The following is a 23,902-nucleotide window of genomic DNA, read 5'->3' on the forward strand; positions in this document are numbered from 1 at the left end:
GAAAGGACACGTCATGAGTGAAGACAAGCCTTGGTATCTTTCTCGCACTATCTGGGCCGGGCTGGTCGCGCTTTTTCTGTCGCTGGCTGGCGCTTTTGGCTTCATCAGCGATGCGGTGGATCATGGTGCTTTGACTGATGTAATGCTGCAACTTGCCACTGCAATTGCCGGTCTTATTACCATTTTTGGAAGGTTAGGGGCAACTTCGCGCATTTCATAATTTCATAAACCGTGATAGCAAAGTTCCGAAGATCGCCTGATACCGGAATATTGACGGATGTTTCGGAAGATATTATGCGTAAAAACAATAGTTTAGAATGGCTTCGGTCTGAGGCTGTTTTATGGGAAAAATTCCTTTGCGTTGATCATCTGCGTGTATCGTTCATGCATCGTTCAGATGAAAGGCGCTATATAAGGGACATGATGAAACAGAACCCTGCTCTCAAAATTTTCGCGCTTCTGGCCGTTAGCATTGGTCTGTTGCCTGTTAACGCCGGTGCCTTGCCAATTGCTACCCCGCAGAAGTCCAACATGCTGATTGCCGCCGCAGGTGATTGCGCGGCAGTCGGCGAACAAGTGGCCGCCTCACAGGGGGGCCAGTTGGCCAAGGCAACACCCACCACACAGAACGGTCGCGCTATGTGCGTGATCGTGGTGCTCGTGCCGGGGCGCGATGGCGAACGTCCGCGTCGTGTCGAAGTGGCTGTTCCTGCGCAATAACTTACTTTGCTAGAGAATATAGGCAAGGCAACATAGGCAAGGGAATATGGCTTGCGTATCCTGATTGTTGAAGATGACAAGGACCTGAACAGGCAGCTCTCGGATGCGTTGGGTGCAGCAGGTTATGTTATTGATAGCGCTTTTGATGGCGAGGAAGGTCATTATCTGGGCGACACTGAGCCCTATGATGCGGTGATCCTTGATATTGGCTTGCCGCAGATGGATGGCATTAGCGTGGTTGAGCGCTGGCGGCGCAGTGGCCGCACAATGCCTGTTCTGATGCTGACGGCGCGGGATCGCTGGAGCGACAAGGTTGCTGGTATTGATGCCGGTGCCGATGATTATGTTGCCAAACCTTTTCATATTGAGGAAGTGCTGGCCCGATTGCGTGCATTGATTCGTCGCGCTGCCGGGCATGCTTCATCTGAGCTGGTTTGTGGTTCCTTGCATCTTGATACGAAGACATCCAAGGCAAGCGTCGATGGCGTCGCGCTCAAGCTCACATCCCATGAATATCGCCTGCTGTCTTATCTGATGCATCATATGGATGAGGTCGTTTCGCGAACTGAACTGGTTGAGCATCTTTATGATCAGGATTTTGATCGTGACTCGAACACGATTGAAGTTTTTGTCGGACGCCTGCGCAAGAAGATGGGTGTCGATCTGATCGAAACCGTGCGCGGTATGGGATATCGCATTCGCTCGGACGAGCAGGGAGATACGAAAGGGACCGGGAACTGAAGCTTCTCAGCGTTTTCCCCTCTTTACGATCCCTTGCGATACGCGTCGTCACCCTATCGACGCTCTGGGTTATTCTGGGGCTGGTCGTTGTCGCGACACTTATCAGCACACTTTATGGCGATGCGGCGCGCAATAATTTCGAGCGGCTTCTGACGGCGCACCTTTTCAGTCTTGTTGGCGCCGTGAGCATAACACCCGATGGGCTTCTGCAGGGCCGCCCGGAATTGGGTGATCTGCGATATTCCAGCCCGCTCTCCGGTTGGTACTGGTTTGTTGACCCCATTTCTCCCAACACCAATGGCAAATTACAGTCTCTGTCTTCAGTGGGGCGTATCGTGCCGGAAATGCCGGTTTCGCAGGCGCCTTTTGATAGCTCGTTCATGCGCAGCTACACCTTGCCAGGTCTCAACGGTGAAGAGCTTTACATCGTTGAAACGGAAGTGGTGCTCGACAATGACAACCGTGTTGCGCGTTTTCGCGTGATGGGAAACCTCAGTGAAGTCCTAAGTGAAATTTCGGACTTTAGAAGGAAACTTGCATTCTATCTGGCGATTTTTGGCCTAGGCAGTGTTTTCATTAATGCAGGCATTATTCTTTTTGGTCTGCGTCCTCTCGATAAAGTGCGTCAGGCTTTGGCTGATATTCGAGAGGGGCGTTCTGCGAAGCTTGATACATCGCTGCCAATTGAGATTGCCCCCCTTGCGGTTGAAATGAATGCGCTGATTGAAAACAACCGCCGTATTGTCGAGCGCTCGCGCACACAGGTCGGGAATCTTGCGCATTCGCTAAAAACGCCGCTATCGGTCCTTGCCAATGAGGCGCGTACAATGGGTGGTCAGCAGGGGCGGCTTGTACTGGAACAAAGCGAGGCAATGCAGGTCCAGATCCAGCATTATCTGCAACGAGCACGGATTGCAGCACAACGTGACAGTGTTGTGTTTCGCACCCTGGTTACGCCTGTTCTTGAACGCATGGAGCGGGTGACAGCAAAGCTCAACCCTTCTTTGAAGATCACTTTCAGAAACACCCTGCCGGAAGCAGTCTTTGCTGGTGAGAAGGAGGATCTGGAGGAGATTGTCGGAAACCTTCTGGAAAATGCGGGTAAGTGGGGGCGCAGACGGATAAAGATTGTTTTGCAGTCTGCAACGGATTCGCAACGGCAGTTTGAAATTCTGATCGAAGATGATGGTGCGGGGCTTGCGCCGGATAAGATGGATGCGGCCCTGAAACGTGGCAATCGTGTTGACGAAACGAAGCCGGGAACAGGTCTTGGTCTGGCAATCGTTCAGGATACGGTGCGCGAGTATGGGGGGACTCTGCATCTGGGGAAAAGCGATATGGGGGGGCTTCAGGTGCGCGTTGTGTTGCCGCTGACCGAAGATTGACTGTTGCGTTTGGCTCAAGGTGATTTAGAAGATTGAAGTTATTAGCTGTATTCTGCGATAGTATGCATGCTCATTTATTATGAAGGCCGGTTTATTATGATGGTTGTATCAAGGTTTTCTGCTCCGATTCTGGTTGCTTCAATGGCGATTGCGCTTTCTGCCTGCGGTACGTCCGGCGGCGGAAAGGGTTCGGGGCTGACTTCACTTGGTGGTCTTTCTGCTCCGGCTAACACGCGCCCGGCTGACACACGTCCTGATCTGCTTGCTTCACTCGGTAATGGGCTTCTTGGCAGTTCAGCAGCGCAATTGACTGCCGCTGACCGCAAAACTGCGCTTGAAGCGGAGTATCGCGCGCTCGAATATTCGCCTGCTGGCAAAGCAGTGTCTTGGAGCGGCAGTGGGTCGGCTTCTGGTGATGTGACCGCCGCACAGCCTTATCAGGTCGGATCCCAAAATTGCCGCCAATATACCCATAGCTTTACGATTGCGGGAGCACCACAAACTGCACGTGGAACGGCTTGTCGCAATACGGATGGAAGCTGGACGCCATTAACCTGATTTGGCCTTTGCGGCGAATTGCCCTACTATGCGACTTATAGCAGGTTAGTGTTGGTTTTTGCCTCGGCTGGGATTAAGTCTCAGCCATGGAATTCTGGTTGACTGCCGCACTGCTGACTTTTGCAGCTACATTGACTGTTTTGTTGCCGCTGACGCGGAACAAGCAGGAATTTTTGCCCCCTGAAAAAAACGATCTGGAAGTTTATCGCGATCAGCTGCGTGAGATCGAAGCCGATGCCGCACGCGGCATGATTGATGCGCCAAGCGCTGAACAGGCACGTATCGAAATTTCCCGCCGTATTCTCAATGCCGAGAAAGCCAGCACGGATGCAGCCGCGCAAATGAAGAAGTCCCGCTCCGGACGCCTGCTTGCATTTCTGGCTGTTCTGGCTGTGCCGTTGATCGCGTGGGGTGTTTATCCTTTGTTTGGTGCGCCCGATATGCAGTCCATGCCGCTTGCCGCGCGTCTGGAAAATAGTCCGCAGAACAGTTCGGTTGACGAGCTTATTGCGCGTGCTGAAACACATCTTTCTCAAAATCCGAATGATGCACGCGGGTGGGATGTCTTGGCGCCAATTTATCTGCGCATTGGCCGTGGTGCCGATGCGGTCAACGCTTATCGTTCAGCAATTCGTCTTGAAGGCGAAAACTTTTCTCGCCTTCTTGGGCTTGGTGAAGCCTTGATCGCAGTGTCAGGTGGGCCGGTGACGGCAGAAGCTGAAGAATTATTCAACAAAGCAGCAAGTTTGAACCCGAAAGATATTCGCCCGCAATACTACCTCGCGCAGGGCGAAGTTCAGGATGGCAATACCGAAGGTGCTGTGAAGCGGTTACAAAGTCTGCTTGATGAAGCGCCTGCTGAAGCACCATGGCGTGCTCAGATTGAGCAGGCAATTGCCCGTATTAAGGGGGTTGTTGCGGCCCCGCCGCCTGCCAATGGCCCAACGACAGAGGATGTGGCTGCTGCTGCTGCCATGAATGCCGATGATCGTCAGGCCATGGTTGAAGGCATGGTTCAACGCCTTGATGATAGCCTTCGCAACGACGGTGACAATCTTGACGGCTGGAAGCGGCTTGTGCAGGCTTACATTGTTCTTAATCGCCGCGATGCGGCCCTTGATGCGTTACAACGTGGTGCGGAAGCGCTCAATGTTGAGAAGCGGGATGAGCTGAAAAGCTTTGCCGCGGGGCTGGGCCTTGAAGCAGGGAGCGCAACCCAATGAGTGCGACTGCAGAAAATAATGATCGGAAAGCGAAACCGACAGGCAGTCTTGCCCGCGCCGTCAGCCAGAGGAAGCGCAAGCGCCTTATCATGATTGGTGGAGCGCTGGCTGTTCTTGCGGTCGCGGTCGGCCTCATGCTGATGGCTTTTAGTCAGGATATTCGTTTCTTTCGAACACCTGCGGATTTGACTGAACAGGAAATCACGTCCGGGGCCCGCTTTCGTCTGGGGGGGCTTGTGGAAGAGGGATCTGTTACGCGGGTTGGCAGCGAATTACACTTCACAGTCACCGATACAATTAAAACCGTCAAAGTCGTGTTTGAAGGCATTGCACCTGATCTCTTTCGGGAAGGGCAGGGTGTTGTCGCCGAGGGGCGCTTCGGCCCTGACGGGGTATTTCGCGCTGATAGTGTGCTGGCCAAACATGATGAAAATTACATTCCTAAAGATCTCGCCGACAGCCTGAAGGAAAAGGGCGTGTGGGAAGGGCAATGATGAGATCGGGATATAGAACATGAATGTTGAAATCGGTCATTTTGCCCTTGTGCTTGCACTGGCTTTGTCTGTGGTGCAATCTATTGTTCCGCTTGTGGGCGCGCAACGCAGAGATATGCAACTCATGTCCGTTGCAGCCCCCACTGCACTTGCAGTTTTCTCACTGATTGCCTTTTCCTTCATCGTTTTGACTGTTGCTTATGTCACATCCGATTTCTCGGTGCTGAATGTGGTCGAGAACTCCCATTCGCAGAAGCCGATGCTTTATAAAATCACCGGCGTCTGGGGTAATCACGAAGGCTCGATGCTGCTGTGGGTGCTGATTCTTAGTTTTTTCAGCGCACTTGTTGCAGCCTTCTCGGCCAATCTGCCTGAGACACTGCGCGCCAACGTTCTGGCTGTTCAAGGCTGGATTGCCACGGCTTTTCTTGCTTTTATCATTTTCACATCCAATCCTTTCATACGCATCTTTCCAGCGCCGATGGAGGGGGGCGATCTCAATCCGATCCTTCAGGACATCGGCCTCGCCATCCATCCACCGCTGCTTTATCTGGGATATGTCGGCTTCTCAGTCTGTTTCTCTTTCGCTCTTGCGGCGCTTATCGAGGGACGTCTGGATGCTGCATGGGCTCGCTGGGTGCGTCCATGGGCACTGCTTGCATGGATGTTCCTGACGGGCGGCATCGCGATGGGTTCCTACTGGGCCTATTATGAACTTGGCTGGGGAGGTTGGTGGTTCTGGGATCCGGTTGAAAACGCATCCTTCATGCCATGGCTGGTCGGCACTGCATTGCTGCATTCGGCAATTGTGATGGAAAAGCGCTCGGCACTGAAAATCTGGACCGTCCTGCTCGCAATATTGACCTTCTCGCTGTCTCTGCTCGGCACATTTCTGGTGCGCTCCGGTGTGCTTACATCGGTGCATAGTTTTGCAACCGATCCGGGGCGTGGGCTATTTATCTTAGCCATCCTTGCGATTTTCATCGGCGGTTCCCTGTCGCTTTTTGCGCTGCGTGTTCAAAGCCTTTCGTCGGGTGGGCTGTTTCAGCCGATTTCGCGCGAAGGCGCGCTGGTTTTTAACAATCTTTTCCTCACAACGGCGGCAGCAACGGTGCTGATCGGTACGCTTTATCCGTTACTTCTGGAGGTTCTGACGGGTGAGAAGATTTCAGTTGGCGCACCATTCTTCAACATGACATTCGGGCCGTTGATGATTCCGTTGCTGCTGGCCGTGCCTTTCGGGCCGCTTCTGGCCTGGAAACGCGGTGATCTTTATGGCGTCGCTCAACGGCTGATGACCGCCTTCGCTTTGGCTTTGATTGTCTTTGGCATCGTGCTGTGGCGCAGCAATGCGCATTCGGTGATGGCAGCACTTGGCATCGGTCTCGCGGCATGGCTTATCTTTGGCAGCCTTACTGACCTGTGGCTCAAAGCAGGGATCGGTAAAGTTTCGGCAGGCAAGGCATTCTCACGCTTCATCGGTCTGCCGCGTTCGGTCTTCGGCACATCGCTCGCGCATATGGGCCTTGGCTTTACGCTGCTTGGCATTGTCAGCGTCACAACCTTTGGCACGGAAAATGTCGTTGTTATGCGTTCCGGTGATACGGTCAGCATTGCCGACTATTCGCTGCGCTTTGACGGACTGCGCCCGCTAACGGGCTCTAACTTCACAGAAAACCGCGGCGATTTTACGCTGTTCGATTCCTCAAATCGTGATCTTGGGCAGATCCACTCCTCAAAGCGCTTTTTCCCTGCGCGTCAGATGCCCACAACTGAATCGGGCATCCGCACACTGTGGTTCAGCCAGATCTATGTCGCTCTTGGTGATGAGCCGGGTGAAGGATCCATCGTTGTGCGGGTCTGGTGGAAACCATATGTCACACTCATTTGGTACGGCGCTCTGGTGATGATGCTTGGCGGCATCTTCTCGCTGGCCGATCGGCGATTGCGCATCGGCGCTCCGTCGAAAGCGCGCAAGTCTTCGTCCAAGCAGGCAGGGGCAAGCGCATGAGACTCTCCCAAAAACTCGCGGCGTTTTTTTTAGGATTTTCATTGATACTATATGGTTCTGCTGCTTTGGCAGTGAACCCCGACGAGATTCTGCCTGATCCTCAGCTTGAAAGTCGTGCGCGTCAAATCTCGGCTGAACTTAGATGCATGGTCTGTCAGAATGAATCGATAGACGATTCCAATGCCGAACTCGCACGAGATTTGCGCATATTGGTGAGGGAGCGCCTGACATCGGGCGATACCGATCAGCAGGTTATCGATTTTGTGGTGGATCGTTACGGCGAATTCGTTTTGCTTAAGCCGCGCTTCAATGCACAGACAGCTCTTTTATGGGGTTTCCCTGTGCTTCTTCTTTTAATTGGTGGCATCGCACTTGTTTTTGCATTTCGCAGAAGAAGTGCTGTCGTTGAAGTGCAAAAGCCGCTTTCTGAAAGCGAAAGAGCCCAGCTTTCCCGGCTTCTTGACGACAAATAATCGCGTTTGAGCGGGAATTATAAGCTCTATTCTTACAAAAGTTTCATCTTGCGGAAATTGAGCGGTAAGGTAGCCCATACTATCTTAAGCTCTATAAAGAGTTCACAGAGCTGGTAAGCCATGTAACGGCGCGCTGGTCCGAGAATATTGCTCGCAAGGAGAGACTTATGTTTAAAGCGACTAATTCCAGGTATCGTAAGGGCGTTGCAGCCTTGGCACTGTCGGCAGCGCTCGCTGGCGGTTTTGTCGCAACCGGCCCTTTGGGCGCATTGCAGGATGCCCGTGCTGAAGCTGTCCGCGTTACCGGTCCCCAGCAGGCAGGCTTTGCTGATCTTGTTGAAAAGGTTCGCCCCGCTGTTGTCAGCGTGCGGGTGAAGAAGGAAGTGCAGGAAGTTGACAATCAGGGTCAGCAGTTCGCGCTGCCTCCAGGCTTTGATCAGCTCCCGGACGGTCATCCGTTAAAGCGCTTCTTCCGTGATTTCGGTATGGAGCCACGCGGTGATGCGCGCCCGGATGATCGCCGTCAGGGCAAGCGCGGTGCAAAGCCGCGTCCAGGTCACGAACGTCCGTTTGCGCAGGGTTCTGGCTTCTTCATTTCAGAAGACGGCTATCTGGTTACCAACAATCATGTCGTTTCCGATGGTGACGCTTATAGCGTTGTGATGGATGATGGCACCGAATATGATGCCAAGCTCATTGGCGCCGATCCGCGCACCGATCTTGCTGTGCTCAAGGTTGATCAGCCTAAGCATAAATTTACCTATGTCAGTTTTGGTGACGATAACAAGGTCCGTGTCGGTGACTGGGTTGTCGCTGTCGGTAACCCCTTTGGTCTTGGCGGCACCGTGACATCCGGTATCGTTTCGGCGCGCGGTCGTGATATTGGTGCCGGCCCTTACGATGACTTTATCCAGATTGACGCTGCGGTAAACAAAGGTAATTCCGGTGGTCCGGCTTTTGATCTCTCCGGTGAAGTGATCGGCATCAACACCGCGATCTTCTCCCCATCTGGCGGCAGCGTTGGTATTGCCTTCGCAATTCCGGCTTCCACTGCCAAGCAGGTTGTGGATCAGCTGATCAAGACAGGTTCGGTTGAACGTGGTTGGATTGGTGTTCAGATTCAGCCTGTCACCAAGGACATTGCAGCATCGCTCGGTTTGGCGGAAGAAAAAGGCGCAATCGTTGCCTCGCCACAGGCTGATGGCCCTGCTGCAAAGGCAGGCATCAAGGCAGGTGATGTGATCACCGCAGTCAATGGTGACCCTGTTCAGGATCCACGTGATCTTGCACGCAAGATTGCCAAGATTGCGCCGGACGAAAAGGCAGCATTGACGGTCTGGCGTAAAAATAAGGCTCAGGAAATCGACGTTACGATTGCCGCTATGCCTAAGGATGCAGGCAAGGCCACAACCCAGTCCGATGATGGCAACAGCGATCAGGGTGAAACGCTTGACAACTATGGTCTGACGGTCACGCCTTCAGAAGAAGGTGACGGTGTTGTTGTAACCAATGTTGACCCGGACAGCGATGCTGCGGATCGTGGCATTCGTTCTGGCGATACGATTGTTACTGTCAATAATCAGATCGTGAAGAGCGCGAAGGATATCGACAAGGCTATTGCCGAAGCATCGAAGGCAGGTCGCAAGGCTGTGTTGCTTCAGATCCAGAGCAATGATCAGAGCCGCTTCGTCGCTCTACCAATCGATCAGGGTTAATGCTGTACTGTTGGTCTTGCTGTGATTAAATCTGGTGCCAGGCGGACGATCCGCCTGGCATTGCTTCATTTTCTCCAACGACCCGGTATAGTAACGCCATGAAGATTCTCGTTATCGAAGACGACCGCGAAGCGGCCCGCTATCTTGAGAAGGCCTTTACCGAGGCCGGTCATTCTGCTGATATTGCCGGTGACGGCGAGACTGGTTATGCACTGGCGGAACATGGCAGCTATGATGTGCTGGTCGTTGATCGGATGCTGCCCAAGCGCGATGGACTTTCTGTCGTTGCAGGTCTTCGGGCGAAGGGCTTGGAAACGCCGGTTCTCATTCTTTCTGCCCTCGGCGAAGTGGATGATCGCGTAACGGGTTTACGTGCGGGTGGTGATGATTATCTCACCAAACCCTATGCATTTTCCGAGCTTCTGGCGCGTGTGGAAGTTTTGCAGCGTCGCTCGAGTCCGCGCGAGGCCGATACTATTTATCGCGTTGGTGATCTGGAACTCGACCGTCTCGCACACACCGCACGCAGACAAAATGTCGACATCACACTCCAGCCGCGCGAATTCCGTTTGCTTGAATATTTGATGCGTCATGCGGGACAGGTCGTGACGCGCACAATGTTGCTCGAAAATGTCTGGGATTATCACTTTGATCCCCAGACCAACGTGATTGATGTGCATATTTCGCGCCTGCGTTCAAAGATCGAAAAGGGATTTGACGGTCCGCTGCTGCACACGGTGCGCGGTGCAGGTTACATGTTGAAAGCCGGACGTTCCAAGCCAGCTTCGAATGCCGGGACAGCCGTTTCCGGAGGACAAGAGTGAGCCGTTTTTCCGCACTTATGCGGACAACTGCCGTGCGATTGTCCACGCTCTACCTGCTGCTTTTTGCAGTAGGCGCGGTCGCGCTTGTTTTTTACATGACAAATCTGTCGGCTTCAATTCTCAATGGCCAGACGCAGGAAGCTTTGGGCGAGGAAGTTGCAAGCATTGGCAAGGCCTATGCGCGTGGCGGCATACCTCAACTCGTGCGGACAATTGATTATCGTTCCCGTCAGCCGGGCGCTTATCTTTATCTCGTCGCCGATCCATCGGGGCGTATTCTCTCCGGCAATGTCGAAGGTGTCGAGCCGGGTGTCCTTGATACGGATGGCGTGGTTGAACGCGCGTTCAAATATCGGCGCTATGGTGATCAGGGGGCTGAAACCGAGCATCGTGCGATTGCCGTGGTGATTGCGCTGCCCAATAGTATGCGCCTGCTGGTCGGCCGCGATCTGGGCGAACCGGAGCGTTTCCGCGATCTGGTGCGTAGCTCGCTGATGCTGGCACTTGGTATCATGGGCGTTGGCGCACTTCTGATCTGGTTCTTTGTTGGCCGTCGGGCACTCAAGCGCATTGATGATATGTCGCGTGCATCACAGCGCATTATGGATGGTGATCTGACAGGTCGGTTACCGGTTAATGGTTCGGGCGACGAGTTTGATCGCTTGTCCGGCAATCTCAACGTCATGCTTGGGCGCATTCTTGAGCTGAATGAGGGGCTGAAACAGGTTTCTGATAACATCGCGCATGATCTCAAGACACCGCTGACACGACTGCGCAATCGTGCTGAAGAAGCGCTCTCGCGCAAGAAAACCGGCCCGGAATATCGTGAAGCGCTTGAGGCTATGATCAGCGAATCCGATCAGCTGATCCGCACATTCAACGCCATCTTAATGATTTCGCGTCTCGAAGCGGGCTATTCGACTGAAAGTCTTGAAAACATGTCGGTGGCGTCGATTGTCAGGGACGTTGCGGAAATGTATGAGCCGGTTGCCGAAGATGCTGGCGCTGCTTTGACGCTTGGAGCGTTGGACGATGTGCCTTTGCATATCAACCGCGAATTGGTCGGCCAGACGGTTTCAAACCTCGTCGATAATGCCATCAAATATGCTTTGCGAAGCGAGAAGGATGCTGCCGTCAGTCTCTCCATGGAGCGCGATCAGCAATGGGTGCGCATTGTGGTGGCCGATAACGGTCCGGGGATTCCCGAGGACAAGCGTGAACAGGCGACAGAGCGTTTCGTAAGACTTGAGGAAAGCCGCACGCAGCCGGGTTCAGGGCTCGGTTTAAGCCTTGCCAAGGCGGTCATGAAGTTGCACGGTGGCGCTCTTCGTCTCGAAGACAATGGTCCCGGTCTGCGTGCTGTTCTGGAGTTTCCGTTGGTAAAAGATGAAAAACCATAATGGCTTAGAGCGCATCCCGAAAAGTGTGAAGTGATTTTCATATAAGATGCGCGTCAAAACAAATAAACAGAGCGCCGATTTGATAAAATCAGATCGAGATGTGCTCTAATACACGAGGGGCTTATGACGGCTGAAGACACAAAGGCACTGTTTTTTGATCGAAACCTTTGTGGGCTGACACCCCTTGATGACGAGAGAGCACAGTCCTTCCTGACTGATCTTGAAGAGCGGGTAAAGGAAGAAGAACTTGGCCGCGTCAAAGCCCTTTTGCAAGACAAACGCGCCGCGAGCTTTCTGGCAGCCGTCCTTGACCTGTCGCCCTTTATGCGCGAGGCGCTCATCCGTCACCCGCGCATTCTTGATCGCATTGCAGTCGATACGCCTGAGCAGGCGCTTGCCAATATTCTTTCCGAAATTGTTGCATCCGGCCTCGAAGACGGTGTGACCGAGGCGGCGTTGATGAGCAGCCTGCGGCAACGAAAGCGAGAGGCGCATGTGCTGATTGCACTTTGTGATCTGGCTCGGATTTTTAATACCGAAATGACGACTGGCTGGCTCACGGATCTCGCAGAAGCCTGTACGGGCGCAGCCGTTCGTTTTCTTCTGCGCGATGCGGACAGTGCCGGTAAAATCAAGCTGCTGGATCGCGATAACCCCGAAAAAGAAAGCGGCTGGATCATTCTTGGCATGGGTAAGTTCGGTGCGCGCGAACTTAATTATTCTTCTGATATTGATCTGATTGTTTTTATCGATTCAGAACGCCCGGCGATTATAGACCCTTATGAGTGCGTGGATGCTTTCTCGCGGATGACGCGGCGTCTGGTTCGTATTCTGCAGGATCGCACGGCTGACGGCTATGTCTTCCGCGTCGATCTCAGACTGCGTCCTGATCCGGGATCGACACCGCTGGCAATTCCGGTGGGGGCAGCGCTTCATTATTACGAAGGGCGCGGCCAGAACTGGGAACGTGCAGCGATGATCAAGGCGCGGCCTGTTGCCGGTGATCGCGAATCCGGCCAGCAAGTGCTTGCCGAACTTAGCCCCTATGTCTGGCGCAAATATCTCGATTATGCGGCAATTGCTGATGTGCATTCGATCAAGCGGCAGATTCATGCGCATAAGGGCCATGGCGATATCGCCGTGCGCGGGCATAATGTGAAACTTGGGCGCGGCGGTATCCGCGAAATCGAGTTTTTCGTGCAGACACAGCAATTGATTGCCGGTGGACGTTTTCCCGAATTGCGTGGCAATCAGACGGTCCCAATGCTGGCCAGACTTGCCGAGCGCGGCTGGATCACCGAGAAGGCACGTGATGCGCTTGGCAAGGAATATTACTTCCTGCGCGATGTTGAACATCGCATTCAGATGGTTGCCGATGAGCAAACCCACATTCTCCCGGAAGATGATGAAGGCTTTGCCCGCATTGCCCATATGATGGGCTATTCTGATACAGCCGCGTTTTCCGATGTGTTTTTATCGGCGCTCAAGATCGTTGAAAAGCACTACGCTGCATTGTTCGAACAGGCGCCCGAACTTGGCTCATCCAGTGGTAATCTCGTTTTCACTGGCGATGTCGATGATCCGGGAACATTGGAAACGCTTGCCTCGATGGGGTATGAGCGTCCAAGCGACATTTGCCGTGTCATCCGCACATGGCATTTTGGCCGTTATCGCGCCACACAATCAGCCGAAGCACGCGAGCGTCTCACAGAACTGACACCAGCCTTGTTGCAGGCTTTTGCCGCAACAAAGCGCGCAGATGAATCGCTTTTGCGCTTTGATGGTTTTCTGCAGGGACTGCCTGCGGGCATCCAGCTTTTCAGCCTGCTTCAATCCAATCCGCGCCTTCTCAACTTGCTTGTGATGATCATGAGCGCCGCCCCCCGGCTTGCAGAGGTGATCACGCGCAATCCGCATGTCTTTGATGGACTTCTCGATCCGGCAATTTTCTCGGAAATGCCAACGCGTCATTATCTTGAGGAGCGGTTGCGCGTTTTTCTGGGCGCTGCCACCGATTATGAAGAAGTGCTCGACCGCTTACGCATTTTTGCGGCTGAACATCGCTTTTTGATCGGCATTCGTCTGCTCACCAGTGCGATTGATGGTGTTCGGGCAGGGCGCGCATTCTCCGATCTGGCTGAACTGATGATTGGTAAGGCTTTCGAGGCAGTGGAAGCCGAACTTGAGCGCCGCCATGGCAAGGTGAAGGGCGCGAAGGTTGCATTGCTTGCCATGGGCAAGCTTGGCAGTCGCGAACTGACTGCAGGCTCCGATGTCGATCTGATCCTGCTTTATGATCATGACAAGGATGCTGAGGAATCGGATGGCGCGAAGCCGCTTGCGCCGTCGCAATATTATATTCGACTGACACAGCGTTTGATTGCGGCCTTGTCTGCGCCAACCGCCGAAGGCGTGCTTTATGAAGTCGATATGCGTTTGCGCCCCTCCGGCAATAAAGGCCCCGTTGCCACGCATATTGAATCATTTGGCAAATATCAGCGCAGCGAGGCATGGACGTGGGAACATATGGCGCTCACCCGTGCGCGCCCGATCCATGGCGACGTGGCATTCAGCGACTTTATCAGGGGCGAAATTGACGAAGTGCTGGCGGCCAAACGCGACACACACAAGATCGCCAAAGATGTGCACGAAATGCGCGACCTCATTTATGAGGAAAAGCCGCCGCGTGACGATTGGGATTTCAAGCTGAAACCCGGTGGCATTGTTGATCTAGAATTCATCGCGCAGTTTGCCGTGCTGACCGGCAAGGAAATCAGACATCCCCGACCCTTGGGAACCGAAGATGTGCTGGCGGGATTAGACCCATCTTTTGCCGATCCCGCTGTCATTGACACTCTGGTTGAGGCACATCGCTTCTACACAAATCTCAGCCAGACAATCAGGCTCTGTCTGGGGGGCGATGCAAAACGCGAAGAATTCATTCCTGGAATGGTTGATCTTCTTTGCCGTGCGGCCGAACTGCCAGATATTGATCGCGTCGAACATCATTTGAGCGAACTTGCAGCAACGGTTCGAACCAGCTTTGATACGCTGATCAAATAATCATGCCGCGTGGATTTCCGCCTCCGGGTTATTGACGATTTTCTGTCTGCGATCGGGAATGCAGACGGAAACCACCGTTCCAACACCTTCGGTTGAGCGGATGCGCAGCCAGCCGCCATGCAGCTCTGCAAGCGAACGGGTGATCGCGAGGCCAAGACCTGAACCGCTATGCGTTTTGGTGAACTGGTTTTCCACCTGCTCGAATGGCTGGCCGATTTTCTTGAGCGCGGATTTCGGAATGCCCACGCCTGTATCCTGAATGGTCATGAACAGCGCTGAGCCGGTCTTGCGTGCGCGCACCGTGATATGGCCGTTATGCGAAGTGAACTTCACCGCATTGGACAGAAGATTGATCAGGACCTGCTTGACCGCACGGCGGTCGGCATTGAGTTGCATCGCTTCTTCAATGCGCGTTTCAACCGTGATGTTTTTCTCATCTGCTTGCAACGAGATCATACGCACGGTTTCATTGATGAGCGGACAAAGGTCGATCTCTTCGCGATCAAGCGAGAAGTGACCCGCTTCGATCTTCGACATATCGAGAATGTCGTTGATCACATTGAGCAGGAAGTTACCGCTGGTGTGAATATCGTTGATATATTCCTCGTAACGGTCTGAACCAAGCGGCCCGAATGTGCCAGCCTGAATCATCTCAGAGAAGCCGATAATCGCATTGAGCGGCGTGCGCAGTTCATGGGACATATTGGCAAGGAATTCAGATTTGGCACGGTTTGCAGCTTCCGCGCGTTCCTTTTCCTGCCCGTATTTACGCGCCAATTCCGAGAGCTCACGCACCCGGTCGCGCTCGCCTTTGCGGGCAATGGAGAGGTCGTGAATGGTCGCCATCAAGCGGCGCTCGCTATCCACCAGACGCTCCTGATGCTGTTTGATCTGCGTAATATCGGTGCCAATCGAAACAAGACCACCGTCCTGCGTGCGGCGTTCGTTGACCTGGAGCCAGCGACCATCACTCAACTGGCGTTCAAACGTCTGTCCGCCTGCACGATTGTGCTCGTTGGCCATGCGGCGTTCGAAGCTGAACGGGCGGGTATGCGCATCAACCTCGTTGCGTGGTACGCCGGGCTTCAATGTCCAGACAGGCAGGCCTGCATATTCGCTGAATTTGGAATTGGCCATTACCAGACGATTGTTGGAATCCCAAAGAACGAAGGCTTCGGAAATGTTTTCGATGGCTTCGCGGATGCGCATATCGGCCTCTGCCGTCTGTTGCGCAAAGCGATGCTGTTCGCTGACGTCAAAGGCAATGCCGACCAGATGCAGTTCATTTTCTGCTGCAATCTCAGCGCGAACCCGCATCCATACCCACGAGCCGTCCGCGTGGCGCATGCGAAACACGCGATCAACATGTGAGATGTCGCCAGCCGCAGCCTGCTCGGCGATGGAATACAGATCGCCATCTTCCGGGTTGATGATCGCCGATACGTCACCAAAAGCCAGCACGGCATCCTGCGCTTCATAGCCCAGCATTTCATACATGGAGCGCGACCAGTAAATGCGCCCCCGCGCCATATCCCAGTCCCACAGGCCGCCGCGACCGCGCGCCAGCGCCATATCAATACGGCGCTGGATCTGGCCAGAAAGATCGTCGGCCTCCCGAGCCCGTGCCGCCTGGCTGAAATAAGCATAAAGAATTGCAAACATCACGCCGGTCGTGCCAGCAAACAGCGTCACATTCAGCGAGACTGCACGCCGCCATTCGGCAAAGATCGTGCTTTCCGGTTCAGCTGCGATAATCGAATAAGGCACGCTGACTGGTTTTGACACCGTGCCATAAGCGGCTTCCCCCTTCATGACGATCGTCAGAACGCCAGCGCGTTCCGCAAACATGAACAGCGGCTGGATGTCGCTGAATACCTCGTCCGCCTGTTTTCCCACTATGTCCGCCGCAGGCCCCGAGGCGGTCACGATGACAGATTCATCATTGACCATAGCAATGGTCATCCCGCTGGATGAAAGACCACGCGCGCGAAATTCGGCAATTGTATTGTCCAGATCTTTCGGCGTCATTTGCGCGCCGGACTGTGTGCCATTGGAGGCACGCTCGATCATCTGCGCGAGATTGGCGGTCGCGGCTGAGAGGGCAGCCTTATGCTGCAATTCAATGTCTTCACGCCATGAAAGCATCGAGAACACGCGCGCTGCGCCAAGGATGACAAGAAAAATAATGATGAGGGCTGGCACAAGACGGCGCAATGCAGGTTCGAATGCCGCGAACTTGCCATAGGCAGGACCTGCAAGAAGCTTGGCATGGCCCGAAAGCCTGCTCTTCTTGCGCTTTGCTTCGGAGTAGCCACGCTTCCCCGCCGCCGCGTCATACGCGTCGGTGCTCGCCATGTGTCGGCCCCTCTTGATCCGTCGTGACAGTTTCCAATATGCGCCAAAAAGCGCCGCCCACTCGAAACTGCGTGAATTGAAATCTTTACTCAAAATCGTTCGGAATACGCCGCCTCCGAACAGCTTCAATGAATCAAAAGTGATTCGTGCTGTCCAGCGAATTCGTTAACGAGATGTAAAAAATGACATTCCTTGATGACATTTTCCGTTGAATCTCAATCTGTTAAGTAGAATCAGTTTGAGAAGTGGCCCATCTAACGTCATGAAAAGACTCATGAAAGCCGTAAGCCTTCGCAGGATTTATGCGATACTTCTTGAATATAGCCAGAATGATAAAACCCGACCCATTTCGAGTCGGGTTTTACGAATCACGCAATCATCTCAGTGATTCGCGAATCAGTGACCAATCAAGCAAGCGTCCTGTCCACGATGTCCCGCAGGTCGGTCGAGAGCTTTGGTGTCGCTGATATGCGTGCCAGAGCCGCGCGCGCATGTTCACGGCGCGTGTCTTCGAGTGCGCGCCACGAACGCAGAGCTGTTAGCAGACGCGCTGCAAGCTGCGGGTTTTCTGGGTCAATTGCCAGAATGATATCAGCAAAGAAGCTGTAAGCTGCACCATCTCTGCGATTGAAGCCTGTCGGATTGCTGGCCGAGAATGCACCAATCAATGCACGCACACGGTTCGGATTCTCAAAGGAAAGAAGCTTGTGTTTCGTCAAAGCACGAACCGCCTCAAGCGCTTTTTCGCCTGGACGCGTTGCCTGCACGATAAACCACTTATCCATGACCAAACCATCATCGCCAAAGCGCTTTTCAAAGGAGGCGAGAGCGCCTTGTGCTTCGTGACTATCACCAAAGCGATGCACCAGAATGCTCAATGCGGCTGCGCGTTCGGTCATGTTGTCGCCATCGGCAAATTGTTGCGCTGCCCGTGCAGGATTGTTTTCATGGCGGCTCAGATAATCGAGAAGCACATTCCGCAAGGCGCGTTTGCCTGCCGATACCGCATCGGGTGAGAAGGCACCTTCTTGTTGCAGGCTGGTGTAAAGAGCCGCAAATTCTTTGGCATAAGCCGACCCAATGGCCGCGATCAGATGATCACGGCTTGCAAAGATAGCATCCGGGTCAACGTTCTCGCCAATTTCGCGGGCGATGTCGCTTTCCGTTGGCAAGGTCAGGCACAACGCACGGAAGGCGGGATCAAGCGTTTCATCGGAAGCAATGCGTCCGGCAAGTTCAAGGATATTTGGGTCGGTTTCTGGCTTATAGCCGCCACGCACGCGTTTGGTGCCTTCAAGCAAGGCCTGCGTGAAGATATTGGTGAGTGCCTGCCAGCGAGCGACCGGGTCGCTGTCATTGAGCGCGAGAAAAGCCCGGTCTTTTGCATCCAGTGGTAAAACCAGATTGATTGGCGCTGAGAAGCCGCGCAAGAGCGAGGGCACAGGACGCTCCTTAATGCCATGGAACGTGATTGTTTCTGATGCGCGATGCAGATGGATAACACCGTCCTGCACGTCGCCACCTTCGACAGATGAGGGGTGAATGTCCTTTCCATCCGAGCCCAAAAGGCCAAAGGCGATAGGAATATGCATGGGCCTTTTCACCGGCTGGCCGGGAGTGGGCGCAAGAGATTGAATGAGATGGATGGTATAGGTCTCGTTTACAGCATCAAAGTCGAAGCTTGCCTCAACCTTCGGCGTGCCTGACTGATCGTACCAAAGCGCGAACTGCGAGAAATCCCGACCGGATACATCGGCAAAGACTTTGATAAAGTCTTCAATGGTCGCCGCATCACCATCATGGCGCTCGAAATAGAGGTCCATACCTTTGCGGAATAGTTCAGCGCCGATGATAGTGTGGATCATCCGCACCACTTCCGAGCCCTTTTCATAAACAGTCGCGGTGTAGAAATTGTTGATTTCGCTGTATTCGCGTGGACGCACGGGGTGCGAAAGGGGGCCGCTATCTTCTGGAAACTGCTGCGCTTTGAGGATTTTCACCTCGGCAATGCGTTTCACAGGGCGCGAGCGTTCATCGGCTGAAAACTGGTGATCGCGATAAACGGTCAGACCTTCTTTGAGACACAGCTGAAACCAGTCGCGGCAGGTGATTCTGTTTCCCGTCCAGTTATGGAAATATTCATGCGCAATAACCGCTTCGATGCCTGCATAATCCACATCCGTTGCCGTTTCGGGATCAGCCAGCACATATTTATCGTTGAAGACGTTAAGGCCCTTGTTCTCCATGGCCCCCATATTGAAATCCGAAACGGCGACAACATTGAACACATCAAGATCATATTCGCGGCCGAATTTTTCCTCGTCCCAGCGCATGGAGCGTTTGAGCGCATCCATTGCATAAAGCGCGCGATCCTGTTTGCCATGCTCGACATAAATAGCGAGATCGACCGGACGGCCAGATTGTGTGGTGAAATGATCTTTCACAACATCAAGTGAGCCGGCAACGAGCGCGAATAAATAGGACGGTTTCGGATGGGGGTCGTGCCAGATGGCAAAATGTCTGTCGGTTGTGCCAGACACGGCGCCGTGTTCGACAGGGTTTCCGTTCGCCAGCAATATGGGCGCGGCTTCCTTCTCCGCATCAATGCGGACTGTATAGACGGAAAGCACGTCTGGACGATCATAATAGTAAGTGATGCGCCGGAACCCTTCTGCCTCGCACTGTGTGCAATAGACGTCGCTTGAGCGGTAAAGCCCTGAAAGCTGGCGATTTGTCGTCGGGTTCACTTCGGTGACGATTTCCAGCGAAAAACGTTCGGCGTCTGGAAGATCCGTGATCTCCAGCTTGTCCGGTGTCACGGCGTAGCTGTTATTGCTGAGCACTTTGCCATCAAGACGAATGCTGATGAATTTCAGTTCATCGCCATCCAGCACAAGCGGCGTGCCCGCGACTGTTCCCGCACGGCGCTCGATGATGAGTTCGGCACGAACGATCGTCTTTTCCGGTTCAAGTGTGAAATCGAGTTTCGTTTCCGGAATGGCGTAAGGGGTCGGGCGGTAATCCTCAAGACGGAATGTCTGGCCGGTTTCAGTGCGCATTGCGAAACTCTTCTCTGTAATCACTTCGATACAGGAGTCGTATCCGGCTTTTGAGTAAACGACAAGAAAGGCAAAATGACAGGATATTTTTTACGCAATCGTGAAAGCCTGACGAGGCCATGTGGTCAATTATATTCTCGTTCATACCACGAACCAAAAATATAATTGTCCACATGGCCTAGTGCTTTATTGCGAACAAGCCTATGGATATCACAGTCACTACAATTTCCCACCTTACTCCTTTGCCCTCCCTGTTTTAAGGAATTGCGTTGTGAAGTCCCTTCCGGACGCGGCCTCCGCAAATGCTCAGATCAGCCAAACTGTCGAGCCTGATCTGCTTCAAAATAATCCAATGCTGGGGATTAGCCTCAAAGTTGCTTCTGTTGCAGTGTTTGTCGGCATGTCGACCTTGCTCAAGGCCGCAGATGGTATCCCTCTCGGACAACTGATTTTCTTTCGGTCTTTTTTCGCCGTATTGGCAATCCTGGTGTATTTCGCAGCGCGTGGGCAAATATCCGGTATTCTCCATACGCAGCACGGTTTCAGCCATTTCTGGCGTGGAATGGTCGGCGTCGCTGCGATGACCTTAAGCTTTTATGCATTGACCAAACTGCCTTTGCCCGAAGCAATTGCGATCAATTATGCATCACCGCTTATTGCTGTGATTCTTGGCGCTGTCATTCTGCGTGAAGTCGTCAGAATGTATCGTTGGAGCGCTGTCATTGTCGGGCTTTTTGGTGTTCTGATCATCATATGGCCGCGCATGACGTTGTTTGCTGAGGGGCATGTGGGTCGGAATGAAGCGCTGGGCGCTCTTGCGGCACTTGGCGGTGCAGTCATGGCTGCGTTTGCCATGATGCTGGTGCGACGTCTGGTTCAGACCGAGCGCACATCGACAGTTGTTATTTATTTTTCAATCTCAGCAACCGTCATTTCGCTGGCGAGCATTCCTTTTGGCTGGGTTATGCCAAGTGGCCCGCAGCTGGCAATGTTGATTGGCGCGGGCATCGCTGGTGGCATCGCTCAAATTCTACTCACCGAATGCTATCGTCATGCCCCCATGAGCACGATCGCACCGTTTGAATATACATCGATGCTGCTCGGTTTGGCGATTGGCTTCTTCTTTTTCGGCGATATTCCGACATTGGAAATGCTGTTAGGCAGCGCGATTGTCATGAGCGCCGGCGGCTATATTATCTATCGTGAGCATAAGCTTGCAATTGCGCCGCATAAGACCAATACGCCGCAACAAGCACAGTGAGACCCATGTCTGGACGATTTATTCTGATCTTGGATCAAGCTGCATGGTTTCAGGCGTGGGCTGCCCGTCGGGTGTATAAATCTTGAACTCAGTTTTCTGATCGCTGACGGCTGGGCGCTCAAAGCGGCGGATACGCCAAAAAGCATGCAGCCCATAGGCGGCATAGGAAACGGCCATTGTGACAAAGAAGCCGGAGGCCCCCATAACATCCATGAGCTGGCCTGATAGCGCAGGACCAATAACGCTGCCCGCTCCGTAAATGATAAGCAACCCGCTTGAAACTTTCACGAATTCGCTGGCATCAGCATAGTCATTCGCATGAGCGACATTGAGGCTATAGACCGGATAGATGACCGAGCCGAAGAGAAACATCATCGTATAAAGTGCATAGGGTGATGTGGGGTGCACGATCAGCATGATCAATGAGATTACAAAGCCGATAACACCGGCGATAACCATCACATAACGGCGATCGACAACATCAGAAGCGCGACCAAGCGGATATTGGAAAATAACACCGCCTATCATGGCGCATGCCAGCATTGTCGCTATACTAAAGGTCGAAAGCCCGTTCATCTCGCCGTAAATCGCAGCAAGAAAGCTCCATGTGCCAGCAACGATTCCGGCAATCAGTGAACCAACAGCTGCCGCAGGAGATCGGCGGTAAAGACCTTTGAGATCGAGTGTGACCTGTGTCAGTGGGTTTGGTGATTGTGCGCTGGAAAGAGCGGTCGGCAGAAGCGCGCTGGCGTAGATGATCGCACAGATAATGAAGAGGGTCTGCGTCGTGGCATTGCCAAAGGGCAAAATATACTGCCCGCACATGAGCCCGAGCATGGTGATGATCATATAGATCGAGAAGACGCGGCCACGTGATTCATTGGTCACGCGTTCGTTCAACCAGCTTTCGATGATCATGTAGGAACCGGCCAGCGAAAACCCCGCAATGCCGCGAAAAACCATCCAAGCATAGGGATTGACGATAAGCGAGTGGAGCAGCAGCGCGATGGATAAAAGCGTCAGCAGCGCGGAGAAGACGCGGACATGGCCGACACGGCGCACCAGATGGGGGATAACGATGCAGCCAATCGTGAAAGCAAGCGCATAGGTCGTGCCCATCCAGCCGATTGTTGTCGTGGACCAGCCCTCAAGCCCGCCGCGGATCGGCAGAAGAATGCCCGCAAGGCCACCGGCAAGCAGCATGAGAAATGTGCTTGTAAGCAAAGCGGCTATGGGCAGAAGCTGGCCAGCCATGAAAAACTCCACCAAGAGCTATGTAAAAAGAATATCAGTCACGTCGATATGGCCGATTAATAGAAGTTTACGGCATGTTGGTGACATGTGGCTCTGCCGATGCCATTCAAATCAGTGAAGATCAATCGCCAAATTCGGCGAGCTTCATTTTTACGGCAAGAAAATCGCGCCATGCAAAGCGCTTTTGTGAAGGCGTGCGCAACAAATAAGACGGATGCAGGGTTGGCATAACAGGAATTTCAATGCCTGAAGCCGTGCGGTGTATTTTCCAGTGGCCACGCAAACGCAAAATGCCTTCCGTCGCCCCAGTCAAAGCTTTGCCTGCGGGGCCACCAAGCGCAACAATCACTTTGGGAGCTGCAAGCTCAATCTGTCGTTCGATGAACGGGCGGCACAATTCTGCTTCCAGCGGCGTCGGTGTGCGATTTCCCGGCGGGCGCCATGGTATCGTATTGGCGATATAGACGTTCTCGCGCTTAAAACCGATGGCCTCGATCATATGATCAAGAAGCTGGCCCGACTTGCCGACGAATGGCAAGCCTTCCATATCCTCGTCACGTCCTGGAGCCTCACCAACAAACATAATGTCTGAAGACGGATCACCATCCGCAAAACATAGATTCTTGGCGGTAAATTTGAGATTGCAGCCATCAAATGCTGCAAGCTTTTCACGCAATTCATCAAGCGTTGCGGCTTGTGAAGCCAGTTCATGGGCCAGAGCGATCTGGCTATTGTCGGGAACGTCGGCGGCAGCCTGCACGGGGCGGCTGGTCGGGGAAGGCGTTGCTGCTGGGCGTGGGGGCTGTTGTTGCGCGCGCTGGCGCTCCACTTGCGACGATGGTCTGCTTTCCGGCGCTGCTGGTGAATGCGCTGATTGACGCTGCGGCTCAGCAAAGCGATCAATGGGTGTATCGGAAAGCGGCATGTCAACGCCCGCTTCCGCATAAAAGCGCAGCAGACCTTCCATATCCAGCGTTTCCCGATCATTGATCATGTTTCTACCTCACAGATTGAGGTGGCGAATTTTGATCGTGAATGCAAGAGCAAGGCGTATAATTCCGGTTCATAGAGTGACTGGGCGCGCAGAAATATGTGTTGCGTCACAATAGCCCACAGCCCGTTCACCGCTTTTTTCAATTGACGTTTACGTTAAGGTAAATATTATCATTGCTGTTATTGCAGTGATTTTGGACAATTGGACGCATATGCGCCAGTCTTTAACTCTGCGAGAGGGTAAGACGTCAATGGGAACAAGACCAGTAAGATATGGTTTATCGCCATTCGCGATAGGTTCATGAGCAAAAAACAATTGGATGCATCACCTGCGCTGAAATAGTGAGGGGGAATGTAAACCAGACGGAGGCAC

The 23,902-nt window shown here is 53.4% G+C and carries 18 protein-coding genes; 14 read left to right on the forward strand and 4 right to left on the reverse strand.

The annotated features are described in order from the left end of the window. Positions 1–13 precede the first annotated feature (13 nt). From OPR82_RS04310 to OPR82_RS04370, 13 genes are all read left to right on the forward strand, one after another. Positions 14–220: a hypothetical protein gene (locus tag OPR82_RS04310; RefSeq protein WP_265983209.1), complete on the forward strand. Its 207-nt coding sequence runs from the start codon at positions 14–16 to the stop codon at positions 218–220. A 203-nt stretch (positions 221–423) separates the two neighbouring features. Continuing rightward, positions 424–720 carry a hypothetical protein gene (locus tag OPR82_RS04315; protein ID WP_265983858.1) on the forward strand — a complete coding sequence of 99 codons (297 nt, stop codon included), beginning with the start codon at positions 424–426 and terminating at the stop codon, positions 718–720. A 51-nt stretch (positions 721–771) separates the two neighbouring features. Beyond that, positions 772–1,461 carry a response regulator transcription factor gene (locus OPR82_RS04320; protein ID WP_265983210.1) on the forward strand — a complete coding sequence of 230 codons (690 nt, stop codon included), beginning with the start codon at positions 772–774 and terminating at the stop codon, positions 1,459–1,461. 74 nt (positions 1,462–1,535) lie between these two features. Continuing rightward, positions 1,536–2,846 carry an ATP-binding protein gene (locus OPR82_RS04325; RefSeq protein ID WP_265983860.1) on the forward strand — a complete coding sequence of 437 codons (1,311 nt, stop codon included), beginning with the start codon at positions 1,536–1,538 and terminating at the stop codon, positions 2,844–2,846. 96 nt (positions 2,847–2,942) lie between these two features. Then, a complete protein-coding gene (locus tag OPR82_RS04330) occupies positions 2,943–3,404 on the forward strand; it encodes a hypothetical protein (protein ID WP_265983211.1) in 462 nt (153 codons plus the stop codon). Positions 3,405–3,490: 86 nt separating this feature from the next. After that, positions 3,491–4,627, forward strand: coding sequence for a c-type cytochrome biogenesis protein CcmI (gene ccmI, locus OPR82_RS04335; protein ID WP_265983213.1), 1,137 nt, complete (start codon positions 3,491–3,493; stop codon positions 4,625–4,627). Beyond that, a complete protein-coding gene (gene ccmE, locus OPR82_RS04340; RefSeq protein WP_265983214.1) occupies positions 4,624–5,121 on the forward strand; it encodes a cytochrome c maturation protein CcmE in 498 nt (165 codons plus the stop codon). Before ccmI ends, ccmE begins: the two co-directional genes overlap by 4 nt. Before the next feature lie 19 nt (positions 5,122–5,140). After that, on the forward strand, positions 5,141–7,132 hold the full coding sequence (locus OPR82_RS04345) for a heme lyase CcmF/NrfE family subunit (protein ID WP_265983215.1): 1,992 nt from the start codon (positions 5,141–5,143) through the stop codon (positions 7,130–7,132). Continuing rightward, positions 7,129–7,605 carry a cytochrome c-type biogenesis protein gene (locus OPR82_RS04350; RefSeq protein WP_265983216.1) on the forward strand — a complete coding sequence of 159 codons (477 nt, stop codon included), beginning with the start codon at positions 7,129–7,131 and terminating at the stop codon, positions 7,603–7,605. Before OPR82_RS04345 ends, OPR82_RS04350 begins: the two co-directional genes overlap by 4 nt. A gap of 167 nt (positions 7,606–7,772) precedes the next feature. Then, complete coding sequence (locus OPR82_RS04355) at positions 7,773–9,320, forward strand: Do family serine endopeptidase (RefSeq protein WP_265983217.1); 1,548 nt, start codon at positions 7,773–7,775, stop codon at positions 9,318–9,320. Between the two features lie 98 nt (positions 9,321–9,418). After that, on the forward strand, positions 9,419–10,144 hold the full coding sequence (locus tag OPR82_RS04360) for a response regulator transcription factor (RefSeq protein ID WP_265983219.1): 726 nt from the start codon (positions 9,419–9,421) through the stop codon (positions 10,142–10,144). Between the two features lie 17 nt (positions 10,145–10,161). Continuing rightward, on the forward strand, positions 10,162–11,544 hold the full coding sequence (locus tag OPR82_RS04365; protein ID WP_265983861.1) for a sensor histidine kinase: 1,383 nt from the start codon (positions 10,162–10,164) through the stop codon (positions 11,542–11,544). A 123-nt stretch (positions 11,545–11,667) separates the two neighbouring features. Next, on the forward strand, positions 11,668–14,607 hold the full coding sequence (locus tag OPR82_RS04370; protein ID WP_265983220.1) for a bifunctional [glutamine synthetase] adenylyltransferase/[glutamine synthetase]-adenylyl-L-tyrosine phosphorylase: 2,940 nt from the start codon (positions 11,668–11,670) through the stop codon (positions 14,605–14,607). On the opposite strand, the gene OPR82_RS04375 is transcribed toward OPR82_RS04370, so the two are convergent. Both OPR82_RS04375 and pepN read right to left on the reverse strand, forming a co-directional pair. Next, positions 14,608–16,962 carry a PAS domain-containing sensor histidine kinase gene (locus OPR82_RS04375; protein WP_265983222.1) on the reverse strand — a complete coding sequence of 785 codons (2,355 nt, stop codon included), beginning with the start codon at positions 16,960–16,962 and terminating at the stop codon, positions 14,608–14,610. It abuts the gene before it with no gap. Between the two features lie 407 nt (positions 16,963–17,369). Next, positions 17,370–20,021, reverse strand: a complete 2,652-nt coding sequence (gene pepN / locus OPR82_RS04380; RefSeq protein WP_265983223.1) for an aminopeptidase N — start codon at positions 20,019–20,021, stop codon at positions 17,370–17,372. A gap of 352 nt (positions 20,022–20,373) precedes the next feature. Here pepN and OPR82_RS04385 point away from each other — a divergent pair, with 352 nt between their 5' ends. Continuing rightward, positions 20,374–21,282: a DMT family transporter gene (locus tag OPR82_RS04385; RefSeq protein ID WP_265983862.1), complete on the forward strand. Its 909-nt coding sequence runs from the start codon at positions 20,374–20,376 to the stop codon at positions 21,280–21,282. Positions 21,283–21,300: 18 nt separating this feature from the next. Here the strand turns inward: OPR82_RS04385 and OPR82_RS04390 are convergent, their stop codons facing one another. Beyond that, positions 21,301–22,536, reverse strand: a complete 1,236-nt coding sequence (locus tag OPR82_RS04390) for an MFS transporter (protein WP_265983225.1) — start codon at positions 22,534–22,536, stop codon at positions 21,301–21,303. Positions 22,537–22,657: 121 nt separating this feature from the next. Next, the gene (locus OPR82_RS04395; protein ID WP_265983227.1) at positions 22,658–23,530 is read right to left on the reverse strand and encodes a uracil-DNA glycosylase family protein; all 873 of its coding nucleotides are present in this window, start codon (positions 23,528–23,530) and stop codon (positions 22,658–22,660) included. Between the last annotated feature and the right edge of the window lie 372 nt (positions 23,531–23,902).

The organism is Ochrobactrum chromiisoli, assembly GCF_026241335.1.
Classification (GTDB): domain Bacteria; phylum Pseudomonadota; class Alphaproteobacteria; order Rhizobiales; family Rhizobiaceae; genus Brucella; species Brucella chromiisoli.

Coding starts and splice junctions, on each gene's coding strand:
- ccmE (WP_265983214.1), top strand. CDS start 4,624: ATGAGTGCGACTGCAGAAAATAATGATCGGAAAGCGAAACCGACAGGC.
- pepN (WP_265983223.1), bottom strand. CDS start 20,021: ATGCGCACTGAAACCGGCCAGACATTCCGTCTTGAGGATTACCGCCCG.
- OPR82_RS04315 (WP_265983858.1), top strand. CDS start 424: ATGAAACAGAACCCTGCTCTCAAAATTTTCGCGCTTCTGGCCGTTAGC.
- ccmI (WP_265983213.1), top strand. CDS start 3,491: ATGGAATTCTGGTTGACTGCCGCACTGCTGACTTTTGCAGCTACATTG.
- OPR82_RS04360 (WP_265983219.1), top strand. CDS start 9,419: ATGAAGATTCTCGTTATCGAAGACGACCGCGAAGCGGCCCGCTATCTT.
- OPR82_RS04370 (WP_265983220.1), top strand. CDS start 11,668: ATGACGGCTGAAGACACAAAGGCACTGTTTTTTGATCGAAACCTTTGT.
- OPR82_RS04385 (WP_265983862.1), top strand. CDS start 20,374: ATGCTGGGGATTAGCCTCAAAGTTGCTTCTGTTGCAGTGTTTGTCGGC.
- OPR82_RS04395 (WP_265983227.1), bottom strand. CDS start 23,530: ATGATCAATGATCGGGAAACGCTGGATATGGAAGGTCTGCTGCGCTTT.
- OPR82_RS04390 (WP_265983225.1), bottom strand. CDS start 22,536: ATGGCTGGCCAGCTTCTGCCCATAGCCGCTTTGCTTACAAGCACATTT.
- OPR82_RS04350 (WP_265983216.1), top strand. CDS start 7,129: ATGAGACTCTCCCAAAAACTCGCGGCGTTTTTTTTAGGATTTTCATTG.
- OPR82_RS04365 (WP_265983861.1), top strand. CDS start 10,162: ATGCGGACAACTGCCGTGCGATTGTCCACGCTCTACCTGCTGCTTTTT.
- OPR82_RS04310 (WP_265983209.1), top strand. CDS start 14: ATGAGTGAAGACAAGCCTTGGTATCTTTCTCGCACTATCTGGGCCGGG.
- OPR82_RS04355 (WP_265983217.1), top strand. CDS start 7,773: ATGTTTAAAGCGACTAATTCCAGGTATCGTAAGGGCGTTGCAGCCTTG.
- OPR82_RS04330 (WP_265983211.1), top strand. CDS start 2,943: ATGATGGTTGTATCAAGGTTTTCTGCTCCGATTCTGGTTGCTTCAATG.
- OPR82_RS04375 (WP_265983222.1), bottom strand. CDS start 16,962: ATGGCGAGCACCGACGCGTATGACGCGGCGGCGGGGAAGCGTGGCTAC.
- OPR82_RS04345 (WP_265983215.1), top strand. CDS start 5,141: ATGAATGTTGAAATCGGTCATTTTGCCCTTGTGCTTGCACTGGCTTTG.